The sequence below is a fragment of the Virgibacillus sp. LDC1 genome (assembly GCF_025792345.1).
GTDB lineage: Bacteria > Bacillota > Bacilli > Paenibacillales > Paenibacillaceae > Paenibacillus_AQ > Paenibacillus_AQ lautus.
This window is the reverse complement of the sequence record NZ_JAOXLZ010000005.1, coordinates 323,636-345,880: the sequence shown is the minus strand read 5'-3', so window position 1 is coordinate 345,880 and position 22,245 is coordinate 323,636. Positions and strand designations below refer to the sequence as shown.

At 50.5% G+C, this 22,245-nt stretch carries 22 protein-coding genes and 1 pseudogene; 8 read left to right on the top strand and 15 right to left on the bottom strand.

Going from position 1 to position 22,245, the window contains the following annotated elements; genetic code table 11:
* Nucleotides 1-57: 57 nt before the first annotated feature.
* Nucleotides 58-1,410 (bottom strand): MATE family efflux transporter, encoded by a 1,353-nt coding sequence (locus tag OHJ21_RS26190; protein WP_326116197.1) that lies wholly within the window; start codon nucleotides 1,408-1,410, stop codon nucleotides 58-60.
* Nucleotides 1,411-1,808: 398 nt separating this feature from the next.
* Between OHJ21_RS26190 and OHJ21_RS26185 the strand changes: the two genes are divergently transcribed.
* The gene (locus OHJ21_RS26185; protein WP_100540532.1) at nucleotides 1,809-3,083 is read left to right on the top strand and encodes a chitinase; all 1,275 of its coding nucleotides are present in this window, start codon (nucleotides 1,809-1,811) and stop codon (nucleotides 3,081-3,083) included.
* A 121-nt stretch (nucleotides 3,084-3,204) separates the two neighbouring features.
* Here OHJ21_RS26185 and OHJ21_RS26180 read toward each other — a convergent pair whose 3' ends face one another.
* On the bottom strand, nucleotides 3,205-3,570 hold the full coding sequence (locus OHJ21_RS26180) for an MmcQ/YjbR family DNA-binding protein (protein ID WP_100540531.1): 366 nt from the start codon (nucleotides 3,568-3,570) through the stop codon (nucleotides 3,205-3,207).
* Nucleotides 3,571-3,716: 146 nt separating this feature from the next.
* Here OHJ21_RS26180 and OHJ21_RS26175 point away from each other — a divergent pair, with 146 nt between their 5' ends.
* Complete coding sequence (locus tag OHJ21_RS26175) at nucleotides 3,717-4,109, top strand: hypothetical protein (protein WP_100540530.1); 393 nt, start codon at nucleotides 3,717-3,719, stop codon at nucleotides 4,107-4,109.
* Between the two features lie 81 nt (nucleotides 4,110-4,190).
* Entirely contained in the window at nucleotides 4,191-4,946 is a 756-nt protein-coding gene (locus OHJ21_RS26170) for a YheC/YheD family protein (protein ID WP_100540529.1), read from the top strand.
* A 109-nt stretch (nucleotides 4,947-5,055) separates the two neighbouring features.
* Here the strand turns inward: OHJ21_RS26170 and OHJ21_RS26165 are convergent, their stop codons facing one another.
* The 7 genes from OHJ21_RS26165 to OHJ21_RS26135 all read right to left on the bottom strand — a co-directional run bounded on the left by OHJ21_RS26165 (nucleotide 5,056) and on the right by OHJ21_RS26135 (nucleotide 11,098).
* A complete protein-coding gene (locus tag OHJ21_RS26165) occupies nucleotides 5,056-5,442 on the bottom strand; it encodes a RidA family protein (RefSeq protein WP_100540528.1) in 387 nt (128 codons plus the stop codon).
* 185 nt (nucleotides 5,443-5,627) lie between these two features.
* The gene (gene nhaC, locus OHJ21_RS26160; protein ID WP_100540527.1) at nucleotides 5,628-7,100 is read right to left on the bottom strand and encodes a Na+/H+ antiporter NhaC; all 1,473 of its coding nucleotides are present in this window, start codon (nucleotides 7,098-7,100) and stop codon (nucleotides 5,628-5,630) included.
* A 146-nt stretch (nucleotides 7,101-7,246) separates the two neighbouring features.
* A complete protein-coding gene (locus OHJ21_RS26155; protein ID WP_100540526.1) occupies nucleotides 7,247-8,419 on the bottom strand; it encodes a MalY/PatB family protein in 1,173 nt (390 codons plus the stop codon).
* 56 nt (nucleotides 8,420-8,475) lie between these two features.
* Complete coding sequence (locus OHJ21_RS26150) at nucleotides 8,476-9,147, bottom strand: helix-turn-helix transcriptional regulator (protein ID WP_100540525.1); 672 nt, start codon at nucleotides 9,145-9,147, stop codon at nucleotides 8,476-8,478.
* A gap of 339 nt (nucleotides 9,148-9,486) precedes the next feature.
* A complete protein-coding gene (locus OHJ21_RS26145; RefSeq protein ID WP_100540524.1) occupies nucleotides 9,487-9,996 on the bottom strand; it encodes a CYTH domain-containing protein in 510 nt (169 codons plus the stop codon).
* A 126-nt stretch (nucleotides 9,997-10,122) separates the two neighbouring features.
* Nucleotides 10,123-10,587, bottom strand: a complete 465-nt coding sequence (locus OHJ21_RS26140) for a DinB family protein (protein WP_100540523.1) — start codon at nucleotides 10,585-10,587, stop codon at nucleotides 10,123-10,125.
* Between the two features lie 196 nt (nucleotides 10,588-10,783).
* The gene (locus OHJ21_RS26135; RefSeq protein WP_100540522.1) at nucleotides 10,784-11,098 is read right to left on the bottom strand and encodes a hypothetical protein; all 315 of its coding nucleotides are present in this window, start codon (nucleotides 11,096-11,098) and stop codon (nucleotides 10,784-10,786) included.
* Nucleotides 11,099-11,369: 271 nt separating this feature from the next.
* Between OHJ21_RS26135 and OHJ21_RS26130 the strand changes: the two genes are divergently transcribed.
* The gene (locus tag OHJ21_RS26130) at nucleotides 11,370-12,344 is read left to right on the top strand and encodes an aldo/keto reductase (RefSeq protein WP_100540521.1); all 975 of its coding nucleotides are present in this window, start codon (nucleotides 11,370-11,372) and stop codon (nucleotides 12,342-12,344) included.
* 65 nt (nucleotides 12,345-12,409) lie between these two features.
* On the opposite strand, the gene OHJ21_RS26125 is transcribed toward OHJ21_RS26130, so the two are convergent.
* Nucleotides 12,410-13,348: an aldo/keto reductase family protein gene (locus tag OHJ21_RS26125; RefSeq protein WP_100540520.1), complete on the bottom strand. Its 939-nt coding sequence runs from the start codon at nucleotides 13,346-13,348 to the stop codon at nucleotides 12,410-12,412.
* A gap of 160 nt (nucleotides 13,349-13,508) precedes the next feature.
* On the opposite strand from OHJ21_RS26125, the gene OHJ21_RS26120 reads away from it, so the two are divergent.
* Nucleotides 13,509-13,847 (top strand): winged helix-turn-helix transcriptional regulator, encoded by a 339-nt coding sequence (locus tag OHJ21_RS26120; protein WP_100540519.1) that lies wholly within the window; start codon nucleotides 13,509-13,511, stop codon nucleotides 13,845-13,847.
* A 148-nt stretch (nucleotides 13,848-13,995) separates the two neighbouring features.
* Here OHJ21_RS26120 and OHJ21_RS26115 read toward each other — a convergent pair.
* The 3 genes and pseudogenes from OHJ21_RS26115 to OHJ21_RS26105 all read right to left on the bottom strand — a co-directional run.
* Nucleotides 13,996-14,202 (bottom strand): annotated as a pseudogene (locus OHJ21_RS26115) (KGG domain-containing protein); the annotation flags it as partial.
* Nucleotides 14,203-14,274: 72 nt separating this feature from the next.
* Entirely contained in the window at nucleotides 14,275-15,126 is an 852-nt protein-coding gene (locus OHJ21_RS26110) for a manganese catalase (RefSeq protein WP_100540517.1), read from the bottom strand.
* Between the two features lie 142 nt (nucleotides 15,127-15,268).
* On the bottom strand, nucleotides 15,269-16,027 hold the full coding sequence (locus OHJ21_RS26105) for a MerR family transcriptional regulator (RefSeq protein WP_100540516.1): 759 nt from the start codon (nucleotides 16,025-16,027) through the stop codon (nucleotides 15,269-15,271).
* A 187-nt stretch (nucleotides 16,028-16,214) separates the two neighbouring features.
* Between OHJ21_RS26105 and OHJ21_RS26100 the strand changes: the two genes are divergently transcribed.
* Nucleotides 16,215-17,171, top strand: a complete 957-nt coding sequence (locus OHJ21_RS26100; RefSeq protein WP_100540515.1) for an LCP family protein — start codon at nucleotides 16,215-16,217, stop codon at nucleotides 17,169-17,171.
* 52 nt (nucleotides 17,172-17,223) lie between these two features.
* Here the strand turns inward: OHJ21_RS26100 and OHJ21_RS26095 are convergent, their stop codons facing one another.
* On the bottom strand, nucleotides 17,224-18,003 hold the full coding sequence (locus tag OHJ21_RS26095; protein ID WP_100540514.1) for an AraC family transcriptional regulator: 780 nt from the start codon (nucleotides 18,001-18,003) through the stop codon (nucleotides 17,224-17,226).
* Nucleotides 18,004-18,161: 158 nt separating this feature from the next.
* Between OHJ21_RS26095 and pyk the strand changes: the two genes are divergently transcribed.
* Nucleotides 18,162-19,577 (top strand): pyruvate kinase, encoded by a 1,416-nt coding sequence (pyk, locus tag OHJ21_RS26090; RefSeq protein ID WP_100540513.1) that lies wholly within the window; start codon nucleotides 18,162-18,164, stop codon nucleotides 19,575-19,577.
* Between the two features lie 148 nt (nucleotides 19,578-19,725).
* Nucleotides 19,726-20,943, top strand: a complete 1,218-nt coding sequence (locus OHJ21_RS26085; RefSeq protein WP_100540512.1) for an L-dopachrome tautomerase-related protein — start codon at nucleotides 19,726-19,728, stop codon at nucleotides 20,941-20,943.
* A gap of 215 nt (nucleotides 20,944-21,158) precedes the next feature.
* Here the strand turns inward: OHJ21_RS26085 and OHJ21_RS26080 are convergent, their stop codons facing one another.
* Complete coding sequence (locus OHJ21_RS26080) at nucleotides 21,159-22,121, bottom strand: phosphotransferase enzyme family protein (RefSeq protein WP_100540511.1); 963 nt, start codon at nucleotides 22,119-22,121, stop codon at nucleotides 21,159-21,161.
* Nucleotides 22,122-22,245: the final 124 nt, after the last annotated feature.

The following is a 22,245-nucleotide window of genomic DNA, read 5'->3' as shown; positions in this document are numbered from 1 at the left end:
CGTGGACCCGGGGTTCCTTTTACTTTATCGATTTTCCTTAAGACAACCGTCTATCCATCATGAGCTGAAGGATCGTATCCATTTGAATCGGTTGACCTTTACGATCGCCACAAAACACTTCAGAATCTGATCGGACTTCAAGCAAATGAATATGGCGAGCGGTGATAAATGGAACACGAACGCGCATAATGCCGATGAGGGCAGCACGATCAGCCACATAAAAATCAAATCGTTGTAGAGCACAAAACGGGTGTCTCCCCCGCTTCGCACAATGCCCGTCAAGGCCGGCATCTGATAAGCGGTTCCGACTACGGTGATCGACAACACCGTCATGAAATGCAGCGCGAGGGTTTTCGCCTCATCGGATATGGAGTAGAAGCCCAGCACAAAATCCTTAATCACAAACAGCACAGCGCCCGTCAGCAAGCCGAGAAGGATATACAGAATCTGCAGCGTTTTGGCATAGGATATGATTTTGTCCATCAAACCTTCTCCGATGGTCTTCCCAATCAGCACAGCCGTTGCGCTGGCCGAAGCGTATACGATGACCGTCACCATCTGGAAAATCGTTGTGGCAATGCTGTTGGCGGCAATCGCCGATTCTCCCATATGCCCCAGGATGGCGGTTTGTGCCGCCATGGCAAGCCCCCATATCGTGTTGGACAGCAGGATCGGGGAGCCTACACGAATGTATTGTTTGAAGAGCTCCATATCGAACTGCAGGAAATCCTGCATCTTCAGCAAGATTTTACGATCAAACCGCTTAATATAAACGATGACGATCACGCATTCAATGATCCTGGCCGTCAGGGTAGCGATAGCCGATCCGGCCACGCCAAGTTCAGGAAAACCCAAATACCCGTAGATGAGGATATAGTTCAGGCAGATGTTGATAATCAGGGTCGATAACGATACCACAAAGCCGATTTTTACCGTTTCCACGCTTCGCAGTGAAGCCAGCAAGGAATTGGTGACGGCAAAAAAGATATAAGAGAAACAGATGATTCGTAAATAGTCCACGCCGGCGGCTATGACATTCTCTTCCTTCGTAAACAAGGACAATACCTCATGCGGGAAAAAGAACACGATTGCCCATAACACAATACTGAGAAAAATGGCCATGCGCATGCCGATGCTTGCCGCTTTTTTGATGGAGCCTAGATCCTTCGCTCCCCAAAATCTGGACGACATGATGACCAATCCTTCGCATACGCCCAAAACCAGCATGTGCAGCAGGAATTGGATCTGGTTCGCGAGGGCAACGCCTGATAGCGCCGATTCACTGTATCCTCCCAGCATGACGTTGTCCGACAAGTTCACGCCGACCGATATCAGGTTCTGCATCCCGATCACAAGCGTCAGCCAGAAAAAACTTTTGTAGAACCCTTTTTCGCGAACAAATAAACTCATGTCAGTTAACCCTTCTTCGTCTATAAGATGATGAATCTCTAATATATATGAAATTACGCAAATGAACAGAACAAAATGGAGTGAGGCATCCTTTCCATAGATTAGTAGATTGATAGAATTAAAAACATAATAACATTATAATGTTTTTGCGTTAAAAAACTAGTCATCAAGTTGGAGGATGCTGCGAATGCCGGTATTCGAACTTCGACGGTATCCTTGGTGATTCCACAGCAAATCCCCTGCCTATCGTCACATCTCAACCCGCTTGGTCGCGCTGGAGGTTCCCTTCAGTGTCAACCGCGCGTAACATCGTGGGATTTCCTGACTATGTACAAAACAACATACCGTATATATGATGGCAGTGTAATCCAATCCCAATGATATAGAGGAGAATGTGTATGACCGTATGGAAATATCCGTTATCTCGCAGCATGATCCAGCGAAGTATGATTGCAGCCCTCGGCGCTGCGCTCCTCATGACCCCGCTTCATGCCTTTGCAGCAGATGAAGCGCCCCAAGCCGAGGCATCACCAACGAAAACGCCATCCAGCACCCAATCCAGCCCCTCGGGTCCAGCACAAATCACGGAGAATCCCATCCGTTCCCTGGCGATCGGGGAGCACCGGCTAATCAGCCGCAAGGAGATCGACCAGAACTGGGACGGGCTCGATCCGGATTACACACCGGAGAAGGCGATCGCAGCCGTTAAAGCGCTGCTCTCGGAGGAAGATTTCGAGGCGTTGTTCCCTTACCGGCTAGGTTCGGCGGAATGGTATAAAGTCGCCAAGGGCAAAGAATACTACAAAGCCGATCAGACGGACTATTTCTCATACGATAATCTCATCCACGCGGTCGCGGAGGTCTCCAATCTGAAGATCAAGATCAACACGCGGCAAGGAACCCCTTCCGCGCAGGAGATTTACCGATTAGACAAGGACGCCCGCGTTGAAACACTCGTTGTGCGTTCAGCTGACTTCCATGCGGCTGAGAACCTTAACCAAGCGATTGAAACCGTTATCATTGACGGTGGCACTTTCCTGAAGGAAGGCTTCAAGAAGGACCGCAAGCGCGAGCTGGCAGCCTTCCTCGCCAATCTGTCCCACGAGACGGGCGGAGGCTGGGCGACCGCTCCGGGAGGACCGCTCCGTTGGGGGTTGTTCTGGAACGAGAACATCGCCGGCCGGACCGGCGTCAACAAGGATGCCTTCGTCGATCCTGACAGCGCTGAGCTGTATCCCGGAACACCAGGCAAACGCTATTATGGACGGGGACCGATCATGCTCAGCTGGAACTTCAACTACGGCCTGTTCAGTTCCATCATTTATGGAGACAAAAGCGTGCTGCTGGACCATCCGGAGATCGTTGCCGCTGACGGCAAGATCGGCTACATGACCGCCATCCTGTTCTGGATGACGCCGCAGGACCCGAAGCCTTCCGCCCATGACGTGATGGTTGGCAGATGGAAGCCTTCCCCGCTCGAGAAGTTCAGAGGGCTGGGCGATCCCGGCTTCGGCACGACCGTGATGGTCTTGAACGGCTTGGAAGCCAACCTCGGTGAAACCGAGGGCAGCCCGGTACAGCGGCGCGCCGGCCATTACCGAGATATTACAAGCCGTATGGGCGTTGATATTACCGGTGAGAAAGTAGATACTTTGGGAATGAGACCCTTCTGATACGAAACCGGTCTCACGGATAGGCTGGAACATATTTGATGGTATCATCTAATAGTCGCCCTCTGGCAAATGGATGTTTCTGCCTCCACTGCCACAGGGCGATGCTTCGTTTCAGCAGGCCTCATACCAGCCGCTGAGAGATCGCAACGCGCTGAGCTTTCGGTAAACTTTTCAGCACCAAATCATAGGAATGATCAATCATATCGTGGAGGTCCGCCTCCGTTAAGGAACCATCCACGGCAACCGTATTCCAATGTTTCTTGTTGAGATGATACCCGGGCTGCACGGCTTCATGCTGCTGGCGTAAATTCTCCGCGATCACCGGATCGCATTTCAGGGAAATATGGCTGACCTTCTCTCCTGCCGTTGTGGTAATCAGGGCAAACATTTTGCCGCCAACCTTCATGACGATCGGAAGCGGTCCGAACGGATAGTCCTCGACCGCAGCTTTCTTCGAAAGACAGTAAGCAATGAGTGGGCTTCGCACCTGGAAATTCTCTCCTTCTAGATCAGATCTATTTGATTATAGTAGATGACGTTCCCCTGTTCAATTCCGTTCCTGTTTTGTTCATGCTCCGTTCATATAACTCTTGTATATTGGGACTGATTCAGATCCAAGGGGGCGATTTATCCATGTTGAAATACAGCAAGTGGCTGATGCGGATTGCCGCAATCTATATGCTCATCGGCGCTTTGATCGGAGCGGACATGGCAGGAAAAAGCAACTACAGCATGGTTGCAGGCCACGCCCATATTCTGGTGGTAGGCTGGCTGACCTTATTTGCCTATGGCATGTTCTACTACGTGTTTCGAGAAAAACTCAGTATGAGAAAGACGGCCGCGCTGCACTTCTGGACGAGTATTCTCGGGGGCGGGATCATGCCTCTCGGCATGCTGATGTATTATCAGACGCAGAATACGGCAACCCTGCTGGCCTTTATCATTCCGGCGTCGATTCTGCTTGTCGCAGCAGTTTTATTTATCACCTTATTGTTTTTCGATAAAAAATTGTTTTCGAGCACATAGCTTGGCTCAAGGCCATCGTGGAGGCTTGCTCTACTTTTTCCGCATATGCTGAACAAAAAAAGAGAGGTGAGCCTCTTAACTATGAGCTATAAAAGCAGTACCATCAAAAGCAAGTGGAAGAAAACGAAATGGTTAAACGAAGATGCTTACTTCAGGCAGTACGTGCCGCACACGCTGCCGTTCAGCAAAAAAAACCTGAATTCCATGCTGGCTAGCTACTCCACAGTGTTCTGTAAACCCACGGATGGTTCAGGCGGCAGGAACATTATCCGGATTCGCAAAACAGACAGGGGCTACACATGCCAGCTGAACACGACGAAAACGTCGTACTCAAGCTCATCTCAATTGTACCGCGATCTGAATCGCTTTGCGGGGAGCAGACCTTATCTCCTGCAAAAAGGAATTCGCTTGGCCAAAAGCAATGGCAAGCCGTTCGATATCCGGGTGATGGTCCAGAAGACTAGGCAGGGCACCTGGGTCAGCACCGCCCTATTCACGAAGGTGGGCAAACCGAACAAAGTCGCCACCAATTATAATCAGGGCGGCTCCATCGGCACGTTCAAAAAGACGATGAGCGGTGCCAATTTCGGCCCGGCCTTCACCCAGCAGCTCGAGTCCGAACTCAAGGGACTCGGCATTGCCGTGGGCAAAAATTTTGACCGCCACTATCGCGGCTTCAAGGAACTGGGACTGGATGTCGCCGTGGATGCAAGCGGAAGACCCTGGATTCTCGAGGTTAACACCAGACCTCAAATTTATCCGCTCAAAACGTTAAAAGATCACAGCCTGTACTATAAGGTTCTGTCTTACGGGAAGCATTATGGACGTACGAAATAAACAAAGATACTTCAGTCGCTTAAACAAAACGGCCGGGCATAATGCCCGGCCGTTTGGCTGCAACCTCATTTATAACTTTATGTTCAGTTACCTCGAAGAGCGCTTATTATTACGGCTTGCTGGCTACCACTTCAATCTCAACAAGACCATCCTTCGGCAATCGGGCAACCTCTACGGCGCTCCGTGCCGGATACGGTTCGGCAAAGAAAGAAGCATACACCTCGTTGACTGCTTGAAAATCGTTCATGTCCTTCAGGAAGACGGTCGTCTTGACGATATGCTCCATGCCGAAGCCGGCAGCTTCCAGGATCGCTTTCACGTTAAGCAGGGAGCGTTTCGCCTGTTCTTCTACCGTCGGCGCGAATTGCCCCGACGCATCCATACCAAGCTGGCCGGATGTAAACAGAAGATTTCCGTATTGCACGGCTTGGGAATAAGGGCCGATTGCTCCTGGAGCCTGCTGGGTTGCGATGGTTTTTCTCTCTAGTTGTGTCATGGTGTTCTCTCCTCTTTAGCGCATAGATTCACGCATATATATTAATGATTTGTTGCCTAGTTCCAAAGAAATATCCATCCTGATTCATCCTGCATGAATTGGAGCGATACAGTTCCTGATCCATCCTGCATGAATGGACCGATGCAGCTCCTGCATCATCCGCATGAGGCTAGTTCCGGTTCCCGTTATGCGGCTTTTTCGTATTCCTTTAGCATTTCCTCCTGCTGCTCGGGGGTAAGCTTCGCAATACCGAACCCGGTAAAACCCCAGATCGTCGCAAAAATAATGCCAGTCCAGCACAGCACCGCCCAAGGTAAATAGGATAGTGTCGCTACGCCCAGTGTACCGGCCATATAGGCACCCGCTGCCGTCCATGGCAGAATCGGTTCGGTAATGGCGGCGGAATCCTCCACCGTACGCCCCAGGTTCTTCGGATGGAGACCGCGCCGGATGTAAGCCTCACGGAGCATCTCGCCCGGCATCAGAATGGAGACCTGCCCGTTACTGGTCACACCGATCATGGTCAAGCCTGTTGCAATTGTGGCCAGGATCAACGATCCCGTGGAACGCACATGCTTTAAGAGCTTATCGACAATCAGCTCCAGCGATTTGGTCAGCGATATCGTGCCGGCAAATGTGATCGCGCTGAAACAGATGAGCAGTGTCCCCATCATGGAACTCATGCCGCCCCGGTTAATGAGGCGCGGAATGTCCGCAATGACGGCGTTCGGATCAAAACCGCTAACATGAACCATCGCGATATCGAATCCGCTTACAACCGAAGTCACTACGTCTTGCAGCGTAAAGCCATGAAATATCATGCCGTTCGCCATGGCCACGAACGATGACAGCAGCATGACGGGAATCGTAGGTTTCTTGGTGATCGAGCCGTACAGGACAATCAGCACGGGCAGGATCAAAAGCACGTTCCAATCGTATATCGTTGCCATCGTATTCATGATCTCCGTCACCTTCTCGGGAACCCCGGTGCTGGACACATGCGTGTTCAATCCTGTGACCACGTATACGATCCCCGCCACGAAAAAGGACGGCAGCGTTGTATACAGCAAATGGCCGATATGCTCATACAGATTAACGCCAGTGGACAAAGCCGCGATGTTGGTTGTATCCGAAAGGGGCGAAAGCTTGTCCCCGAAGTAAGCACCCGCTACAACCGCACCCGCCACAGCCGCAAGATTAGCGTCCATTCCGGCGCCAACCCCCATGAAGGCAACCCCGATTGTCCCTGCTGATCCCCAGGAGGTGCCCGTACATACGGAGACCACGGACGTCACGAGAAAAGCGGTAATCAGCAAAAACTGCGGATCGATGATTTTTAGGCCGTAGTAGATCATCATGGGGATGGTACCGCCGACCATCCACGCGCCGATCATAAATCCGACCACAATCAGAATGAGGATGGCGGGCATGGTTTTCGCAATTTTTTGCGAGATGGATTCCAATATATCGTTGTAGCTGTAACCCAGCTTGATCGCAATCAGGCCTGCGACAATGGCTGATACAATAATCAGCGGTTCGGGCGGCAGCTCAAATAATACGTAACCAAGGCACAGCAAAATCACCATCGTAAAAATCGGAAGCAGCGCCAGAAACATGGTCGGCTGCTTTATCGTTCGTTCCTCTTTTGGCTTAACCATTATGCATTCCCCCTGGATGTAAATAAGAAAACCTCTATCGACGTACCTTCTCAGAAGACAGACCGCATATAGCGGAAGTTTTTCTTGCGAGATAAGGATGGTGAGCCTTTGAAGTTTATTCCTTCTGATCTCTTAAACTTTGGTTGTTAACGATGCAGCGGATAAGCCGCGGCAAGCCGCTTCAGGCCTTCCTGCAAGACAGGGCGCGGCGCAGCCACGTTGACCCGGATGTAGCCTTCACCGCCAGGACCGAAGGATGAACCGAAGCTGACGCTGACGCGCGCTTTTTCCTGGATCCACTCCACCAAATCCTTTTCATGGCTGCTCACGGCCGTACAGTCGATCCACAGCAAATATGTCCCCTCTGGTTCGATCACGGCCAGCTCAGGCATATGATCCGTTATGAAAGTTCGGGCATAAGCAATGTTGTCTTTGATATAAGCTCGAAGTTCCGTTAACCATTCATCACACGATGTGTATGCGACTTCCAGTGCAGGCACGGAGAAGAATGTGGGATTATGAATCCCCGCCTGCAGCAGACCGTGCTTAAACTGCTCCCGAAGCGCAGCATTCGGAATGATAATGTTAGCGATTTCGAGACTAGCCAGGTTAAAGGTTTTGCCCGGTGACGTGCAGATAATGGAACGATTCGCAACCTCTTCGGACAGCTTGGCGATGATGGTATGCTCGTGTCCCTCATGAATGAAATCAGCATGAATATCATCGGACACGATCAGTGCGTCATACCGGATGCAAAGCTTCGCCATGCGTTCAAGCTCATCCCTCGTCCATACGCGGCCCACCGGATTGTGAGGGGATATGAGCAGGACCATCTTGACCCCTTCCTGCATCCGCCGTTCCATATCGTCAAAATCGATCTCATACCTTCCGTCTACAAGCCTTAGCGGGCTTTCAACCAATATCCGGTCATTTAGCGTAACCGCTTTCGCAACGGGCTGATAAACAGGCGTGTGGACAAGAATTCCGTCTCCGGCTTCCGTGAAATTCTGAATAATGACCGAAACGGCTTGCACAATGCGCGGACAAAATACGATCCAATCGGGCTCGACCTGCCAGTCATAGGCCTTATCGAGCCAGGTACGGACAGCTTCGAAGTAAGGCGGAAACGGATCGGTATATCCGTAAATGCCGTGACGCGCTGCCTCTGCCACCTTATCTACCACCATGGGCGGAGCCGGTAGATCCATATCCGCCACGGAGAGAGCGATCATGTCGCTCCCCATGCTCTGCGCCATCCCGTCCCATTTTGCGCTGTTCGTGCCAAACCGACTGACGACCTTGTCAAAGTTATATGTCATGATGTCACCTTCCATTGTTTCAAGATGCACTACTTGAATATTAAGGTACAAGCCGCTTATTTCAGCTTCTGCAAATAGCGATACACGGTAGGCTCCGATATGGATAAAGCCGCGGCAACCTTGGAAACTCCGCCCTTCAGCAGAAATACGCCCTGCTCGTTCAATTCCTTCACAATCTCGATCTTCTCGTTCGAAGATAAACGGTCCGCCGGAATGCTGATTTTGCCTAGGACGGTCTGGATGATGTGCTGAAGCAAATCGTCCACGTTCCCCTGCAGGTATTCGGTGGACGGCTTGTCCTCCTTGGGTGCATCCAGGGCTGCCGGCGGCGTAAGCGATCCTCCCTGCAAAATGCTGTTGATCCAGTCGGCCGCAACCTCCATATGCGTGATGTCGATGTTAAGGCACATAAGGCCGACCAGCTCGCCGCTCCCGTTCTTAATAAAATACGTAGACGATCGGAAGGTCTGCCCCCGCGCGCTGGAAGCTTTGTAGTTCGCGATGAACTGCTCTTCGCGGTAGGCCTCCGCCTTCAAAATCTTCAATACGAGGTCTGTCGAGGCATCGCCGACCCTGCGTCCGCTAATATGGCCGTTCTCGATAAAGATGATGGAGCGTTCCGGATCGCTGATATCGTGAACGACCACCTCGCATTGAGGTCCGATGATCGCCGCGATAAAAGAAGCAATCGGAAAATAGCTTTCAAGCAGCTGCTGGTTTCCATTCATGAAGAGCCTCTCCCTTCTCTGATAAACCGTCATGTTTTATGTGTGTCATCACTTGCGATATAATAATTAATTATCATGATAATATTATATTATAATAATAAACCGTTTACAATACTCTTGTCAAAAAAAGTCGATCGCTGCTCAAAACACCCTGCAATCGTCAAATATTGTTCGCCTTACTACAGGATTTTGGCTGAATGCCATAAAAAAGGCTCTTGCGAGCGATCAAACATGACCACCCGCGAAGAGCCTTTCTTACAATCATATGAGAAAGCGCAGTATCCACATCCTAGCTGCATGCGTTTCCTATGTCGGCCATTCCTTTCGTGACTATATCCGTTAGGCTCCCCTGCCTGCTTGCAGCTGCAGATCCCGCCATACCTTCTTGTTGCTGTATTGTTTATCCGTGCTGATATCTTGTCCGAACCATGCCGGCGGGACAAAGCCATCTGCAGCTTCCATGGAAGGAAACTCTACTTCCAGCACCAGCAAGCTTATCTGCGCATAATCATCGATTTCGATGATCGTGCTGCCCCATCGGGCGGTTACCCGTCTCTTGGTCAGCGGAATTGCGCCATGTGCCTTCACCACTTGGTCATAGAGTCCTTCGGAAATCGCGTACTCCACTTCCTCCCTGGCAATCCCCCACCCTTTTTTGAACGTATGGGTGAATTCAAGCTGACCCGTTTTCAAATCCGTTATTTTGCGGACCCGAAGCTCCTGATCCCTATCCAGCGCCAAATACGTCTGCTCGATGAACTGCTCTTTTTCGACCACGATGGTTCCTTCCGATATCAAGTCTTCCGGGTAAGCCTCCAAAAGGTATTTGCGTTCGATTTCAATCGCCATAATCGTCATATCCTCCAATCGATGATCCCATCTGTGCTGATTCCATTATAAGGATCGATCACCGCAGCGACAAACAAAAACGATAGAAGGGATGCGCAATCCTTCTATCGTTTCGTGTTCATCGTATTACTTTATCAATTTTCTGTAAGCCTTGATCGTCTGCGTGTGCATTCCTTCATGATACAAGCTGAACACAAGGAATTCTCCCACGGTTTGGAACGTCAAGGGACCGATCGTCAACGGATGAGCCGACGCTTGGTCCAGGCGATTCGAGAAGGTTTCGCGGATACGGGTCGTTTGCTCCTGCAAAAGCTCCACCAGTTCGGACAGTGCAGGCGGCTTCGACGTCCAATCGGCAGGTTTGGTTCCGGTTGCGAACCAAGCCTCGAATCCTTCCGGAAGACGGGGCTGCTCGCCGGCCGTTGCAAAAGCGAACTGCTCATGCACGGTGTAGATATGTCCCAAGTTCCAGCGAATGCTATTCGCAAATCCTTCCGGGATGATATCAGCCTCTTGCTCCGTTACATTTTCGATCGACTTTAGTGTCGCTCCTCTGGCAAAATCCAATTGGTTAAAAATCGCTTCATTCATATGATAATCCCCCTTCCAAATCGTACGTAACTATCCTATCGTAATATTTGGCCAATCGCAAGGAGCCCTAAGGCTATTTGCGCAACTTTAGATTTTAGTCACAAACTTCTTCATCGATTAGGCTAAAGAAACAGTAAAGCCTGGAGCTTTGAATGAAAGATTCACTCAGGGTCCAGGCTTTATGCATGAAATAAAACTATGCTACTCTCGCAATAATGTGGTTACTCTCGAGAACCACTCGAGCTTCCTCAGTGGCAGGGCGATACCCCTTTTCCAACAGTTCTTTAATGTAAATCTTGTTATACACGAATGAGAATATGATTCCGCTAATCCAAGCTCCTATTCCCAACGTAAATGGACCGACGACGGCAGAGATAATAAACATGATTACTGCCCACTTCAGATCGCCTCGAAACAAAGCCGGGAAGAAGGCAAAGAACAGCGTCGTCCAGCTAAAGCCTACCTTTACTTGTTTAGTTACCCCAGCATCATTTTTCAGATAAATCTTCATGATTCACACTCCAACGATTAGTGAAAAAAGAAGTCGTACTCCAACATCTGAAGTAGTTCTTATGTAGTATATCCCATGGCTAATCCGAATCTTTTCTCCTAAGACCATATTACCATTTGATGGGATGGAAGTTAATCACTTTTTTTAGATATTGTCGAAAAAAGATGTAGAATCTTACATCTATATCTTTCTTTCGCGCTCGATCCATTTGAACCGATTCCGGGAACATGTTTATACTATAGGAAATCTATACATAAAGGAGTGGATCAAGATGAACTACCGTCGTCTTGGCAACAGCGGACTGAAGGTTTCGGTGCTCGGTCTTGGAACGAATGCTTTTGGCAAAAGAGCCGATCAAGAAACATCCACCCGCATCATAGACCATGCACTGGATCATGGCATCAATTTCATCGATACCGCCAATATTTACGCGGGTTCGGAATCCGAGCGCATCATTGGACAAGCGCTTGCCGGCAAACGCCATAACGTTGTATTAGCTACGAAAGCCGGTCTTGTGAACGGCCAAGGGCCGAACGAACGAGGCTCCTCCCGCTATCATCTGCAGCAAGAGCTGGAGAACAGCTTGAAGCGGCTGAAAACCGACTATGTGGACCTGTATCAGATCCATACGTTTGATCCCAATACTCCCCTTGAGGAAACCTTGCGTACGCTGGACGACATGGTAACATCGGGCAAGGTCCGATATATCGGCGCTTCCAACTATGCCTCCTGGGAAATTATGAAGGCGCTTGGGATCAGCGAGCTGCGCGGATACACCCGGTATGTATCCACCCAAACGAGTTATTCCCTCGCCGACCGGACGCCGGAACTAGAGCTAGTCCCCCTCTGCCTTGATCAGGGCGTCGGCATCATCCCGTATTTCCCGCTGGCCGGCGGCATTCTCACCGGCAAATACGGTCAGGGCGCAAGCACGCCTGCCGGCTCCCGTGCGGAAACGGACCCCAACTTCAATCGCTTCCTGGAAGATCGCAATCTGAAACTCGGGCAGCAGGTCAGTCAGCTGGCTGCAGAGCATGGTCATTCCCCAAGCGCCCTGTCCCTAGCCTGGCTGATGAATCGCCCTGCCGTCTCGACCGTTATTGTCGGCGCTACGAAAACCGAGCAGCTGGACGATAACCTGAAGAGCCTGGAGATTGAGGTCGATGAGGCACTGGGTTCCAGCCTGGATGAAATCAGCGACGACTTTGTGCATGCCAAGCCGTTCGCGACTTATCGGTTGGGGTAAACACAACGTAATAAAGCCTTCTCAACGAATTGTTGAGAAGGCTTTATGTGTTTTAGCATGACTCCCTACTTCAAAATCTCTTCAATCCGAGCCTGAACCTCTTCGCTAAGCTCGATACCGGATGCCTTCGCATTCTCGGTTACCTGCTCCGGACGGCTTGCGCCGACAAGCGCACTGGCTACGTTCGGCTGGCGCAGAATCCAGGCAAGCGCCAGATTACCTACGGATACCTCAAGCTCTGCCGCAATCTTCTCCAGCTCGCGAACCTTCGCGATTTTCTCCTCGGTAATGCCTTTGCGCATCCATTCCAGCTTCGCGGCACGGCTGTCCTCTGGAATATCGGAAGCGGAGGTATACTTACCTGTCAGCAGACCTTGTGCCAACGGTGAGAATACCACCTGCCCAATCCCGGAACGCTCGCTCAGCGGAATGATTTCCTTTTCGATGTAACGCTCAAACATATTGTAGATCGGCTGGTTAACGACAATGCGGTCGAGCAGGTAGCGATCCGCTACCGTCAACGCTTCCGCGATTTGCGATGCCTGCCATTCACTGACGCCGACATAGAGCACCTTCCCCTGGCGGACGAGGTCATCGATCGCCCGAAGCGTCTCATCAAGCGGCGTTTCCGGATCATGACGGTGGCAGTAGAAAATATCCACGTAATCATGGTTAAGCCGCTTCAAGCTGGCATGCGCCTGCTCCATAATATGCTTGCGGGACAAGCCGCGGTCGTTCGGGCCATCGCCCATGGGCCAAAATGCCTTGGTCGCCAGCACGTAAGACTCGCGCGGATACGCTTTCAAGGTTTCGCCAACCAACACTTCGGCTGCGCCCTTCTCGTAGACATTCGCCGTATCAAAAAAGTTAATGCCAAGATCATAGGCCGTTTTAATCGCGTTGACCGCATTCTCGCGTTCAACATAACCACCATATGTAAGCCAGCTTCCCAAGCTGATCTCACTGACCTTGAGACCTGTACGTCCTAATCTTCTGTATTTCATGGCAAATCCTCCTTCAATAGAATAACTTGGATGCTACATTTGCTATTTTATAGTAGTTCCTATTCTCAGGGAAGAAGTGAAATGTTCTTCACTATATTATAAGAAGGATAGCTGATATACTTGAGTATAGTTAATAGAATACCGGAAGGAGCCTACCGTTATGGGTAATAAATCGAGCAGTTACATACCGAAAACTCCCGATCATATCGAATGTAATATCGAAAAAACGCTGCTGGTCTTAGGCGGGAAATGGGCATTTCTCGTCATCCGCGAGCTCTTTGGGGGCACGAAACGATTCGGCGAGCTGCAGCGGCAAATCCCGAATGTCAGTCCGCGGGCACTGACCACGACGCTTCGCCATCTGGAGGAACAGGGCGTGCTTGAACGCGAAGTATTCCCTACCGTTCCGGTTACGGTGGAATACACGCTGACGCCGAAAGGCATGGACCTGCATGTCATCTGCAAGGAAATGAAGCTGTGGGCGGCGCGATGGACTTAAATTCAAGATAGCCTGACAGCGTCCGGCACACGCCGGGCTCAGCGGTTACGGTTAGCTCAAAAATAAAGCAGCGGCGGATTCCGTTTTTTCAACGAGAACCGCCGCTGCTTTTTAAAAGCTTGCTATTTTTGGATTGTAGATTGATTTAATCGTTATTGTTTTGATTGCCTCTGGATTCTCCGCCCTTGCGACCGATTTCCTCATAGAATTCCTTATCATGGGACTCTGATGTGGCTTCTCCGCCTTTACGGCCGATTTCTTGATAAAACTCCTTGTCGTGATTCTTGGCCGTTGCTTCGCCGCCTTTGCGTCCCGCTTCTTCTCTGCTCATTTTGCTACCGTTGTTGTTAGCCATTGTTCATCACTCCTAAGTTGTTTTTTGTTGCTGCTATGTCATGTATTTAACCCATCTCTAAAATATTAAACACTACTTCTGGGTTCCTTCATTCACCACATATGGACCTGTGCCAAGCGTGGAATGCTGGTGTTTGGCGGCAGGATTTAATACGGGGGCGTCGCCATATGCTGTCGGATTTGCCACGTATTCGAAATGGCCGGTACCGTCTGGCAGCGGTCCGTTCGCCCAGCGTCCCGCACTGCTCTCCTCGCCTACGGAGAAATTCATGAACTGGCGGGTAGCTTCTTCTACGGCACGTTCGCGCGGAAACGAAGCAGGAGCAATCGGGCCTTCAATGGCCTCAATCTCTTCGATCGCGGCCAGCCACTGATTTTGATGCATGATATCGCGGGCTATCATGAAGGACAACATGTCTCGGACACCCGGATCCGTCGTCTGCTCGTACAAGCGTACGACCTGGAGCAAGCCTTGGGACTCCGCGTTCAGATTCGCACGGAAGTCAGCCAACAGATTTCCGCTCGCGATGATGTATTTGCTGTTCCAGGGATAACCGTTGCTGTCCGTCGGCGTCGCGCCCAATCCCGATACGATGGCATGCTGAGGATTCATGCCTCCGAGTGCGGCGGCAATCAACGGATCCTTCGCCGCTTCATCGACTTGATCCGCAGGAGCACCGTCAAGAAGCTGGGCTATCATCGTACTCAGCATCTCGACATGACCAATCTCCTCGGTTCCGATATCCAGCAGCATATCCCGATATTTCCGGTCTGCCCGGCAGTTAAATCCTTGGAAAAGATACTGCATCATAACGGACATTTCACCATACTGGCCACCCAGCACCTCTTGAAGCTTTCTTGCATATACCGGATCCGGCTTCTCAGGTTTTGCCCGGAATTGAAGCTCTTTCATATGAATAAACATCAAAGTCGTCCTCCTTCGTATAGTGATGGTAAGTCCGAGTATTTCTTACCCGGTTCGATCGATATGAAACTGTAATTCACCATGATGATCTCGATTCTATGTACCCTTAAAAAGAATAAAAGCCGCGACCCGCGCGGCTTAATCACCCTAAATACGTCAGATGCGCATACGCCTCCGCAGCCGCATGCAGATAATAGGCCAGCCCCGTCTGCTGCTCCTCCAGCATCCGGAGATGAAAGTCATCACTCAGGAAAAACCTCGATTGATCCGCAAAATCTGCAGCCGTAAAGGAATGGCCCTGCTCATTCATAAACCGAAGATGATCCCGAATCGAATCCCGTACTCGCACATCATCGTGCTTGATCCCCGTTTTCAACGCATTCGCCATGCCTGCCATAAAAGCAGCCGCTTCCCTTGCCTGCTCGTTCATGCTTGAAACATCGACAGGTTCACCCTCAAGCAAATCCACATCATACCGCTCTTTCAGATGTTGATTCTGCTCTGTCAATGCATCCTTCCATTCTTCTTCACTTTCAAAGCCTTTGAACAAATCTTGGGGCTCCATGCGCTTTCCCTCCTCCGTACTGGTTAAGGATGTTCTTAAGGTTTTTAGAATTGCCTTCAATCGATCTGCGCGATCCATCAGCAGCTTCTCCTGTAGTAACAGCATCTTCCGCCGCTCAGGGGTTTCCTCCATCAGTACCTTGATTTGTTCCAACGGAAAGTCCATTTCCCTGTAAAACAGAATGTGCTGCAATCGCTCCAGCTCATCCGAGCCGTACAAGCGATATCCCGCCTCGCTGATCTCGGCAGGCAAGAGCAAACCGAGTTTATGATAATGATGCAGCGCTTTAATAGTAACCCCGGACAGCTCTGAAACCTCTTTTACCGTGTATAACATACTGTTGTTCCCTCCTTCGATTTCCAGTTTAAGGTCTCCCCTTGGAGGAGAGTCAACGAAGTCATTTCTTTTGAGGTTTATGGAATCTTTAATCTCGCTTCTCACGAGAAAATATGATTTTTGTTCGTTATTTTGCTAGAATGGTCAATTATGCAGTTAGTAAAACAGAAAGGATGTTATAGGAACTATGAAAAGGAAATGGTTAAAATACACCATGCTCTTATTATCCGTTGGAATCTTGGGGATTATCTCGTACTATACCTACGCTATCATACAATTCTCAAACCAAATTTCGACCGCTTCGAATTCGGCGGAGCAGGCGGAAACCTCGGGCGCCGTGTCGGAGGAAATCATCGAAATACCCAAGTGGGAAGGTAAAGAACGCATGAATATTCTCCTGATTGGAGGAGACTCCCGGGGAGACGATGCCGGCAGATCCGACACCATGCTGGTGGCCTCCATCGATCCTGTCACGAAAAGAGCCCATTTATTCTCGATTTTGCGGGACACCTATGTAGACATCCCCGGCCATGGGAAAGGACGACTGAATTCGGCATTTGCTTACGGCGGAATCGAGCTGACCAGACAAACCATCAGTGATCTGCTGGACCTGCCCATACATAAATATGTTTACACCGATTTTGTCGGATTCATCGCCCTGGTCGATGCCATTGGCGGAGTCGATATCGAGGTTGAGAAAGACATGTATTACACAAGCAAAGCGGACAAGCATATGTACGACATCGATTTAAAACAAGGGCTGCAGCATCTCGACGGCAAAATGGCGCTCCAATACGTCCGGTTCCGGCACGATGCGAGATCCGATTTTGCCCGTACGGAACGACAGCGGATTCTCATGACGGAGGTTGCCAAGAAAATGCAGACCACGGGCTCATTAATCAAGCTGCCCAGCATCCTTGATTCCATCGCGCCATACATTGAAACCGACTTAAGCCCCAAAGAAATGCTGAAGCTGATGGCTCTGGGTTTTGATGTGAATTTGGATAAAATCGACCAACAGCAGCTCCCCCCATTCTCCCTGCTGACAAACGAGAAAGTCGGCCGGGCACAAGTGCTCGGCGTAGATAAAAATAAACTGCGGCAGTATGTGAAGCAGTTATTCGAAAATGACGCTGCTCAATAAAATAGCAATCACCCAAAGAGGGCGAAAGCCCTCTTTTTTTCGTTGATATATCCTATACGGTTCGTGGACGCTCATTCAATAAATCCGATGGCGCGCTGCCGGTGACCCGTTTATAAATTCTATAGAAGTAGGAGAGGTCCTGGTATCCGAGAAATACGGCAATCTCCTGTACCGTCAGCTGCGATTCCGTTAACAAATATACTGCCCTTTTCATCCGCTGGGCGTGCACGTACTGGCTGATGGTCTGCCCCGTCACGCTTTTAAAGAGGACCGCTGCGTAATTCGGGGTTTTGCCGATGGCATCGCCCAGCTCCTCTTTCGTTATTTTCTCACGGTAATGCCGCTCAATATAGGACTTCATCCGTTCCACATGCAAGTGCTTCTCCGGCGTGATGACGCCCTTGTCCAGTTCACGACTGATATAAATCAACACTTCTGTCAATAATGCTTCTATCATCAAAACATAATAAGATGGGCGTTCCTGCCACTGCTGATGGATCACCTTCAACCGTTCGCGGATCAACTCATAACCACCCGGTTTAAACTTCAAGGCTTCTTTCCGATCCAGCACGGATAATTCCGTCGATGCACCTTCCGTCCATTGAACGACGATCTGCGTGTGCGTCACGGTAGGGATGCTTTTGCCATAATACGGAACACCGGCTGGAATAAGCAGCAATTCCCCTTTCTCCATAATCTGCTTATCGCCATTCACCCAATATACGCATTTTCCATATGTCATAAGGCTTAAGCGCCATGCTCTATTCTCATTGTCAGCTTCTTCATACCAGTCGACACCACTCATTTGCCTTACTTCAACCGGAGTGATCATAACCCACCTCAATTGCAATACTATAATCCATTCATTGTACTATAGTTCATATCACGATTCGACAAGACAGGCTACAATGTGATCATTAGGGAGTTTGAATAAAGCTCGAATGCTGTAAAAAAATGAAGAGTGCAACTACAAAGGAGGAACAAACAGCCATGCTAAAAACAAAAATTATTTGTACGATGGGACCCGCGTGCGATTCCATCGAGCTGTTAAAGAACATGATTCAGGAGGGTATGACGGTCGCCCGATTGAATATGGCACATGGCGAGCCGGAGGATCACGTGACCCGCATTCGGAATGTTCGCCAAGCCGCATCCGAATTAAACACGTATGTACCCATCATGATGGACATTAAAGGACCCGAAGTACGGATCGGCAAGCTGAAAGAGGCTTCCTGCACGCTAAAGCCAGGTGAGGAGCTGATCCTGACTACCGAAGAAATTCTGGGCGATGCACAACGCATCTCGGTCAATTATGCCGAATTAAATCTAGTGGTTAAGCCGGGCGACCGTATCTTGATCGATGACGGCCTCGTGGACCTGAACGTTATTCGCGTCGACGGACCGGACATTCTTTGCAAAATCATCAGCGGCGGCGTCCTCAAACCGCGCAAAGGCGTCAACCTGCCTGGGATCAAAACGACGCTGCCCGGGGTTACCGAACGCGACGTCATGCATATCGGGTTCGGACTGGAGAACAACATTGAGATCATTGCCGCTTCTTTCGTGCGCCATGGCGATAATATCCGGGAAATTCGCAGCATCCTGAAGGAACGCGGCGCGGAGCATGTACAGATCATCTCCAAGATCGAAAACGGAGAGGGCATGGAGAACCTCGACGACATCATTAAAGCATCCGACGGAATCATGGTTGCCCGCGGCGACCTTGGCGTCGAAGTGCCGATCGAAGAAGTGCCGATGATGCAAAAAGAAATGATCGATAAATGCAACCTGGCCGGCAAACCGGTCATCGTGGCCACGCACATGCTGGAATCGATGCAAGTCAATCCCCGTCCAACCCGCTCCGAGGTGAGCGACGTGGCTAATGCCGTGATCCAGGGCGCTGACGTTGTCATGCTCTCGGGCGAATCCGCTGCAGGCAAATATCCGGTGGAATCCGTGCGTACGATGGCGGCAGTCGCTCGCCGGGCCGAAACGATGATCGATTATAAAGATCAATTCGCTTTCAAATCCAGACAGCAAGTAGCCGATATTACCGAGGTTATTAGTCAGGGTGCGGTTAGCTCCTCCCTCGTGCTGAATGCCAAAGCTATCATTACGGCAACGGAGAGCGGATTTACGGCGCGGATGATTTCGAAGTATCGGCCAAAAGCACCGATTATCGCGGTCACGCAGCATGAAGAAGTGCTGGCCAAGATCTGCTTGCTCTCCGGTGTCATTCCGGTAAAAGGCGACAAAGTCACAACGACGGACGAAATGTTCGAATCCGCGACCCGCAATGCCATCAAGACAGGTTACATCGAAAAAGGCGACATTATCGTATTATCTGCCGGCGTGCCGATCGGTCAATCCGGTAACACGAATCTGATTAAGGTTCTGCAAGTGTAACAGGCAATCTGAAACAAGACCTCTCTCGTAAATATATTCGGCGCCAATCCATCTCTCTGGGCATATAACTAACTCAGAGGACTACGCGCGAAGGATACACTTCGCTGCCGTAATGGATGAACCGAGCATGTGATCGGGAGGTCTTGAAATGGTTGTACCGCATTATTCCATGGGGGGCCAGTGGCAGAAGCCTGCCGCCCCTCATTGCAAGCAAGTCCATGGCTATACAAGTCCGTACCAGATGCTCTTCCACTGGAACCGCCTGGACTGGAACTTCCCAAATCCTGCAATGAAGCAGCGATTCGAGGAGCATCAGCATTGGAAGCACTGCATGCCCGCAGGCATCAAAGTAGACCGGCAGGGACGCTTCTACGTATCGGTTCCGCGCTGGGCGGAAGGCATTCCCGCTACGCTGAATACCATTGTGATGGTGAACGGCAAGCCTGTGCTGGAGGCTTTTCCAAGCTGGGAGTGGAATACGCCGGGAGATGTGCGGATGCTGCAATCCGTCCTTGGTTACGAGATCGATGAACATCATCGGATGTGGATTCTGGATCAAGGAAAAATCGCATATGATACTTCCCCCGAGGGCTCGCAAAAGCTGGTCATCTGGGATCTGAGCGCTAACCGCCTGCTCGATTCCATTATCATTCCGGATGATATCGCCCCGCCCCGTACGTCGTTTCTAAACGACATCGTGGTAGATAACCGAAACGGTTATGCCTATATTACCGATTCGGGCTCCGGCTGGCCGGACCATCCGCTTTATGGGGGAATCATCGTCTACAATATGAGAACAAAGGAATTTCGTCGCGTCCTTGACAGTCATTACAGTACGCAGGACGTGCCCCGTTTCCGGTTTGAGATCGATACCGAGCCGGTATACCGCAGCAAGCCGATTCGGGTCGGCGCCGATGGCATAGCACTATCCGCGGATCGCGGAACGCTATTCTACTGCCAGGTAACGGGACGCAATCTGTACGCTATCGATACAGGGCTGCTGCGGAATTTCAATATTCCCGATGCGATCATCCGGGATTCCGTTCAGACCTTGGGCAGCAAAGGAACGACAACCGACGGCATGCATGCCGACAATAAAGGCCATGTGTTCTACACCATGCTCGAAGGCAAAGGGATCGGTTACTATTCACCGTACACCCGCTCGTTCAACAAGCTGCTGTCCGATGACAGAATGCTGTGGGTAGACGGAGTGGCTTTTGACCAATGCGGCTCGATCATCTTCAACAATAACCGCCTGCACCGCATGTTCGAGGAGCCGCAGAACATCGACTGGGACGATCCTTACAATCTCATTGTATGGAGAGCCTACCTCGGGCCGGATGTGAAATCGTATTTGTATGGTTGACGTTTAAGAAAAAAGGGTTAGGCAGATCGGGCACTCATGCCCTCTGCCTAACCCTTTTGTTATATAGCTGCAATGCCTGGCCGGAGCGGCCGCAATATCGTGTCCCTACTGGCGACACGGTCACGTAAGCCTCGCAGTCGATGACCAGCGTAAGCGATGTGCTTATCCGGCTCGATCATCCCAAAGCGACTGTCTCCTTCACTACTTTCGGACCTTTACCACGGCTTCCTAAACCCCTGCCTATCGTTCTCGCAGTAGCGCAGCAGCTTCATCCGTAGCCCCTCATACCAAGGGGGAACATCCGTCAAATCGCTGTCCTCCAGGGAACGCAGCACTCTGGCAAATCCGTACAGCCGACCGAATCGGCGAAATCTTGGAAACTCGCCCTCCAACTCGTGATCCAAACTGCGGATGGAACGATACCCTCTCAGGAAAGCCCGTTTCTCATCCTCCGACTCGGTATCCGCAAGAGCCGTCACGATATCCATCGCAAACCAGTGGTACATGGCATCGTCAAAATCGATCACGCGGAACGAGTGTTCCTTTGCTTCATAAAAGATATTATCCAACTGAAAGTCATAATGGATTAGGCCATACGTCTGTCTCGACGATGGCATGAATTGCAGCCAGAGGCTAACCCGGTGAAGCTCCTCTACAGCATCCTGCTCCTCGGGATGCCGCTGCAGCACCTGATCGATCATGCGCAAGATGTCCTCTGCGCTTTTTCGCTTTACGGTCCCCGGTTCATATTCGCTAGAAAGCGTATGCAGCCTCGCGAGCGATTTTCCCCAATCCTTGCACTGGGTCGCCGTGAGATTGCCATCTAATGCAATCCCTGCAGCAGCGGAAAACACAACGCCGTGATAATGCCCCTCGGGCGCCTGAACCGTTTCGATCCAATTGCCGTCTACGGACGAAACCGGCGTGACGCAAGGGTATCCGTTCTTTATCAGATACCGCATGAATTCCAGCTCGGCCGTCATCTGCTCGACCGTGCTCTCCTCTTCATAATTAAACCTGAGGAAATGTCGCTCTCCATCACTCTCAAAAACATACACAAAGTTGGAGCTGGCCCGCCAGAATTTCAGCGTTCCTTCGTCAAACTCCCAGTTGCGGATGAGCTCGCGTGCTACAGCATCTCCGCGAACACCACGAACCATCGTCGTTAACTTCATCATCTACTCTTTTTCCTCCCACTACAGCCTAAAGAGGACTTCACTTCAACTTAAGTAACAAGCCCTCTCATCTGTACACCATTGTGAATATGAATCGTATTCAACAACGTCACCCCTTTCCGCACTA

Excerpts from the sequence above, each read along its gene's own strand:
- OHJ21_RS26110 (WP_100540517.1), bottom strand. The coding sequence starts at position 15,126 with ATGTTTATTCATATGAAAGAGCTTCAATTCCGGGCAAAACCTGAGAAG.
- OHJ21_RS26130 (WP_100540521.1), top strand. The coding sequence starts at position 11,370 with ATGAACTACCGTCGTCTTGGCAACAGCGGACTGAAGGTTTCGGTGCTC.
- OHJ21_RS26120 (WP_100540519.1), top strand. The coding sequence starts at position 13,509 with ATGGGTAATAAATCGAGCAGTTACATACCGAAAACTCCCGATCATATC.
- OHJ21_RS26080 (WP_100540511.1), bottom strand. The coding sequence starts at position 22,121 with ATGATGAAGTTAACGACGATGGTTCGTGGTGTTCGCGGAGATGCTGTA.
- OHJ21_RS26185 (WP_100540532.1), top strand. The coding sequence starts at position 1,809 with ATGACCGTATGGAAATATCCGTTATCTCGCAGCATGATCCAGCGAAGT.
- OHJ21_RS26135 (WP_100540522.1), bottom strand. The coding sequence starts at position 11,098 with ATGAAGATTTATCTGAAAAATGATGCTGGGGTAACTAAACAAGTAAAG.
- OHJ21_RS26165 (WP_100540528.1), bottom strand. The coding sequence starts at position 5,442 with ATGACACAACTAGAGAGAAAAACCATCGCAACCCAGCAGGCTCCAGGA.
- OHJ21_RS26150 (WP_100540525.1), bottom strand. The coding sequence starts at position 9,147 with ATGAATGGAAACCAGCAGCTGCTTGAAAGCTATTTTCCGATTGCTTCT.
- OHJ21_RS26155 (WP_100540526.1), bottom strand. The coding sequence starts at position 8,419 with ATGACATATAACTTTGACAAGGTCGTCAGTCGGTTTGGCACGAACAGC.
- OHJ21_RS26190 (WP_326116197.1), bottom strand. The coding sequence starts at position 1,410 with ATGAGTTTATTTGTTCGCGAAAAAGGGTTCTACAAAAGTTTTTTCTGG.
- nhaC (WP_100540527.1), bottom strand. The coding sequence starts at position 7,100 with ATGGTTAAGCCAAAAGAGGAACGAACGATAAAGCAGCCGACCATGTTT.
- OHJ21_RS26095 (WP_100540514.1), bottom strand. The coding sequence starts at position 18,003 with ATGATCACTCCGGTTGAAGTAAGGCAAATGAGTGGTGTCGACTGGTAT.
- OHJ21_RS26170 (WP_100540529.1), top strand. The coding sequence starts at position 4,191 with ATGAGCTATAAAAGCAGTACCATCAAAAGCAAGTGGAAGAAAACGAAA.
- OHJ21_RS26125 (WP_100540520.1), bottom strand. The coding sequence starts at position 13,348 with ATGAAATACAGAAGATTAGGACGTACAGGTCTCAAGGTCAGTGAGATC.
- OHJ21_RS26175 (WP_100540530.1), top strand. The coding sequence starts at position 3,717 with ATGTTGAAATACAGCAAGTGGCTGATGCGGATTGCCGCAATCTATATG.
- OHJ21_RS26105 (WP_100540516.1), bottom strand. The coding sequence starts at position 16,027 with ATGTTATACACGGTAAAAGAGGTTTCAGAGCTGTCCGGGGTTACTATT.
- OHJ21_RS26085 (WP_100540512.1), top strand. The coding sequence starts at position 19,726 with ATGGTTGTACCGCATTATTCCATGGGGGGCCAGTGGCAGAAGCCTGCC.
- pyk (WP_100540513.1), top strand. The coding sequence starts at position 18,162 with ATGCTAAAAACAAAAATTATTTGTACGATGGGACCCGCGTGCGATTCC.
- OHJ21_RS26145 (WP_100540524.1), bottom strand. The coding sequence starts at position 9,996 with ATGGCGATTGAAATCGAACGCAAATACCTTTTGGAGGCTTACCCGGAA.
- OHJ21_RS26140 (WP_100540523.1), bottom strand. The coding sequence starts at position 10,587 with ATGAATGAAGCGATTTTTAACCAATTGGATTTTGCCAGAGGAGCGACA.
- OHJ21_RS26100 (WP_100540515.1), top strand. The coding sequence starts at position 16,215 with ATGAAAAGGAAATGGTTAAAATACACCATGCTCTTATTATCCGTTGGA.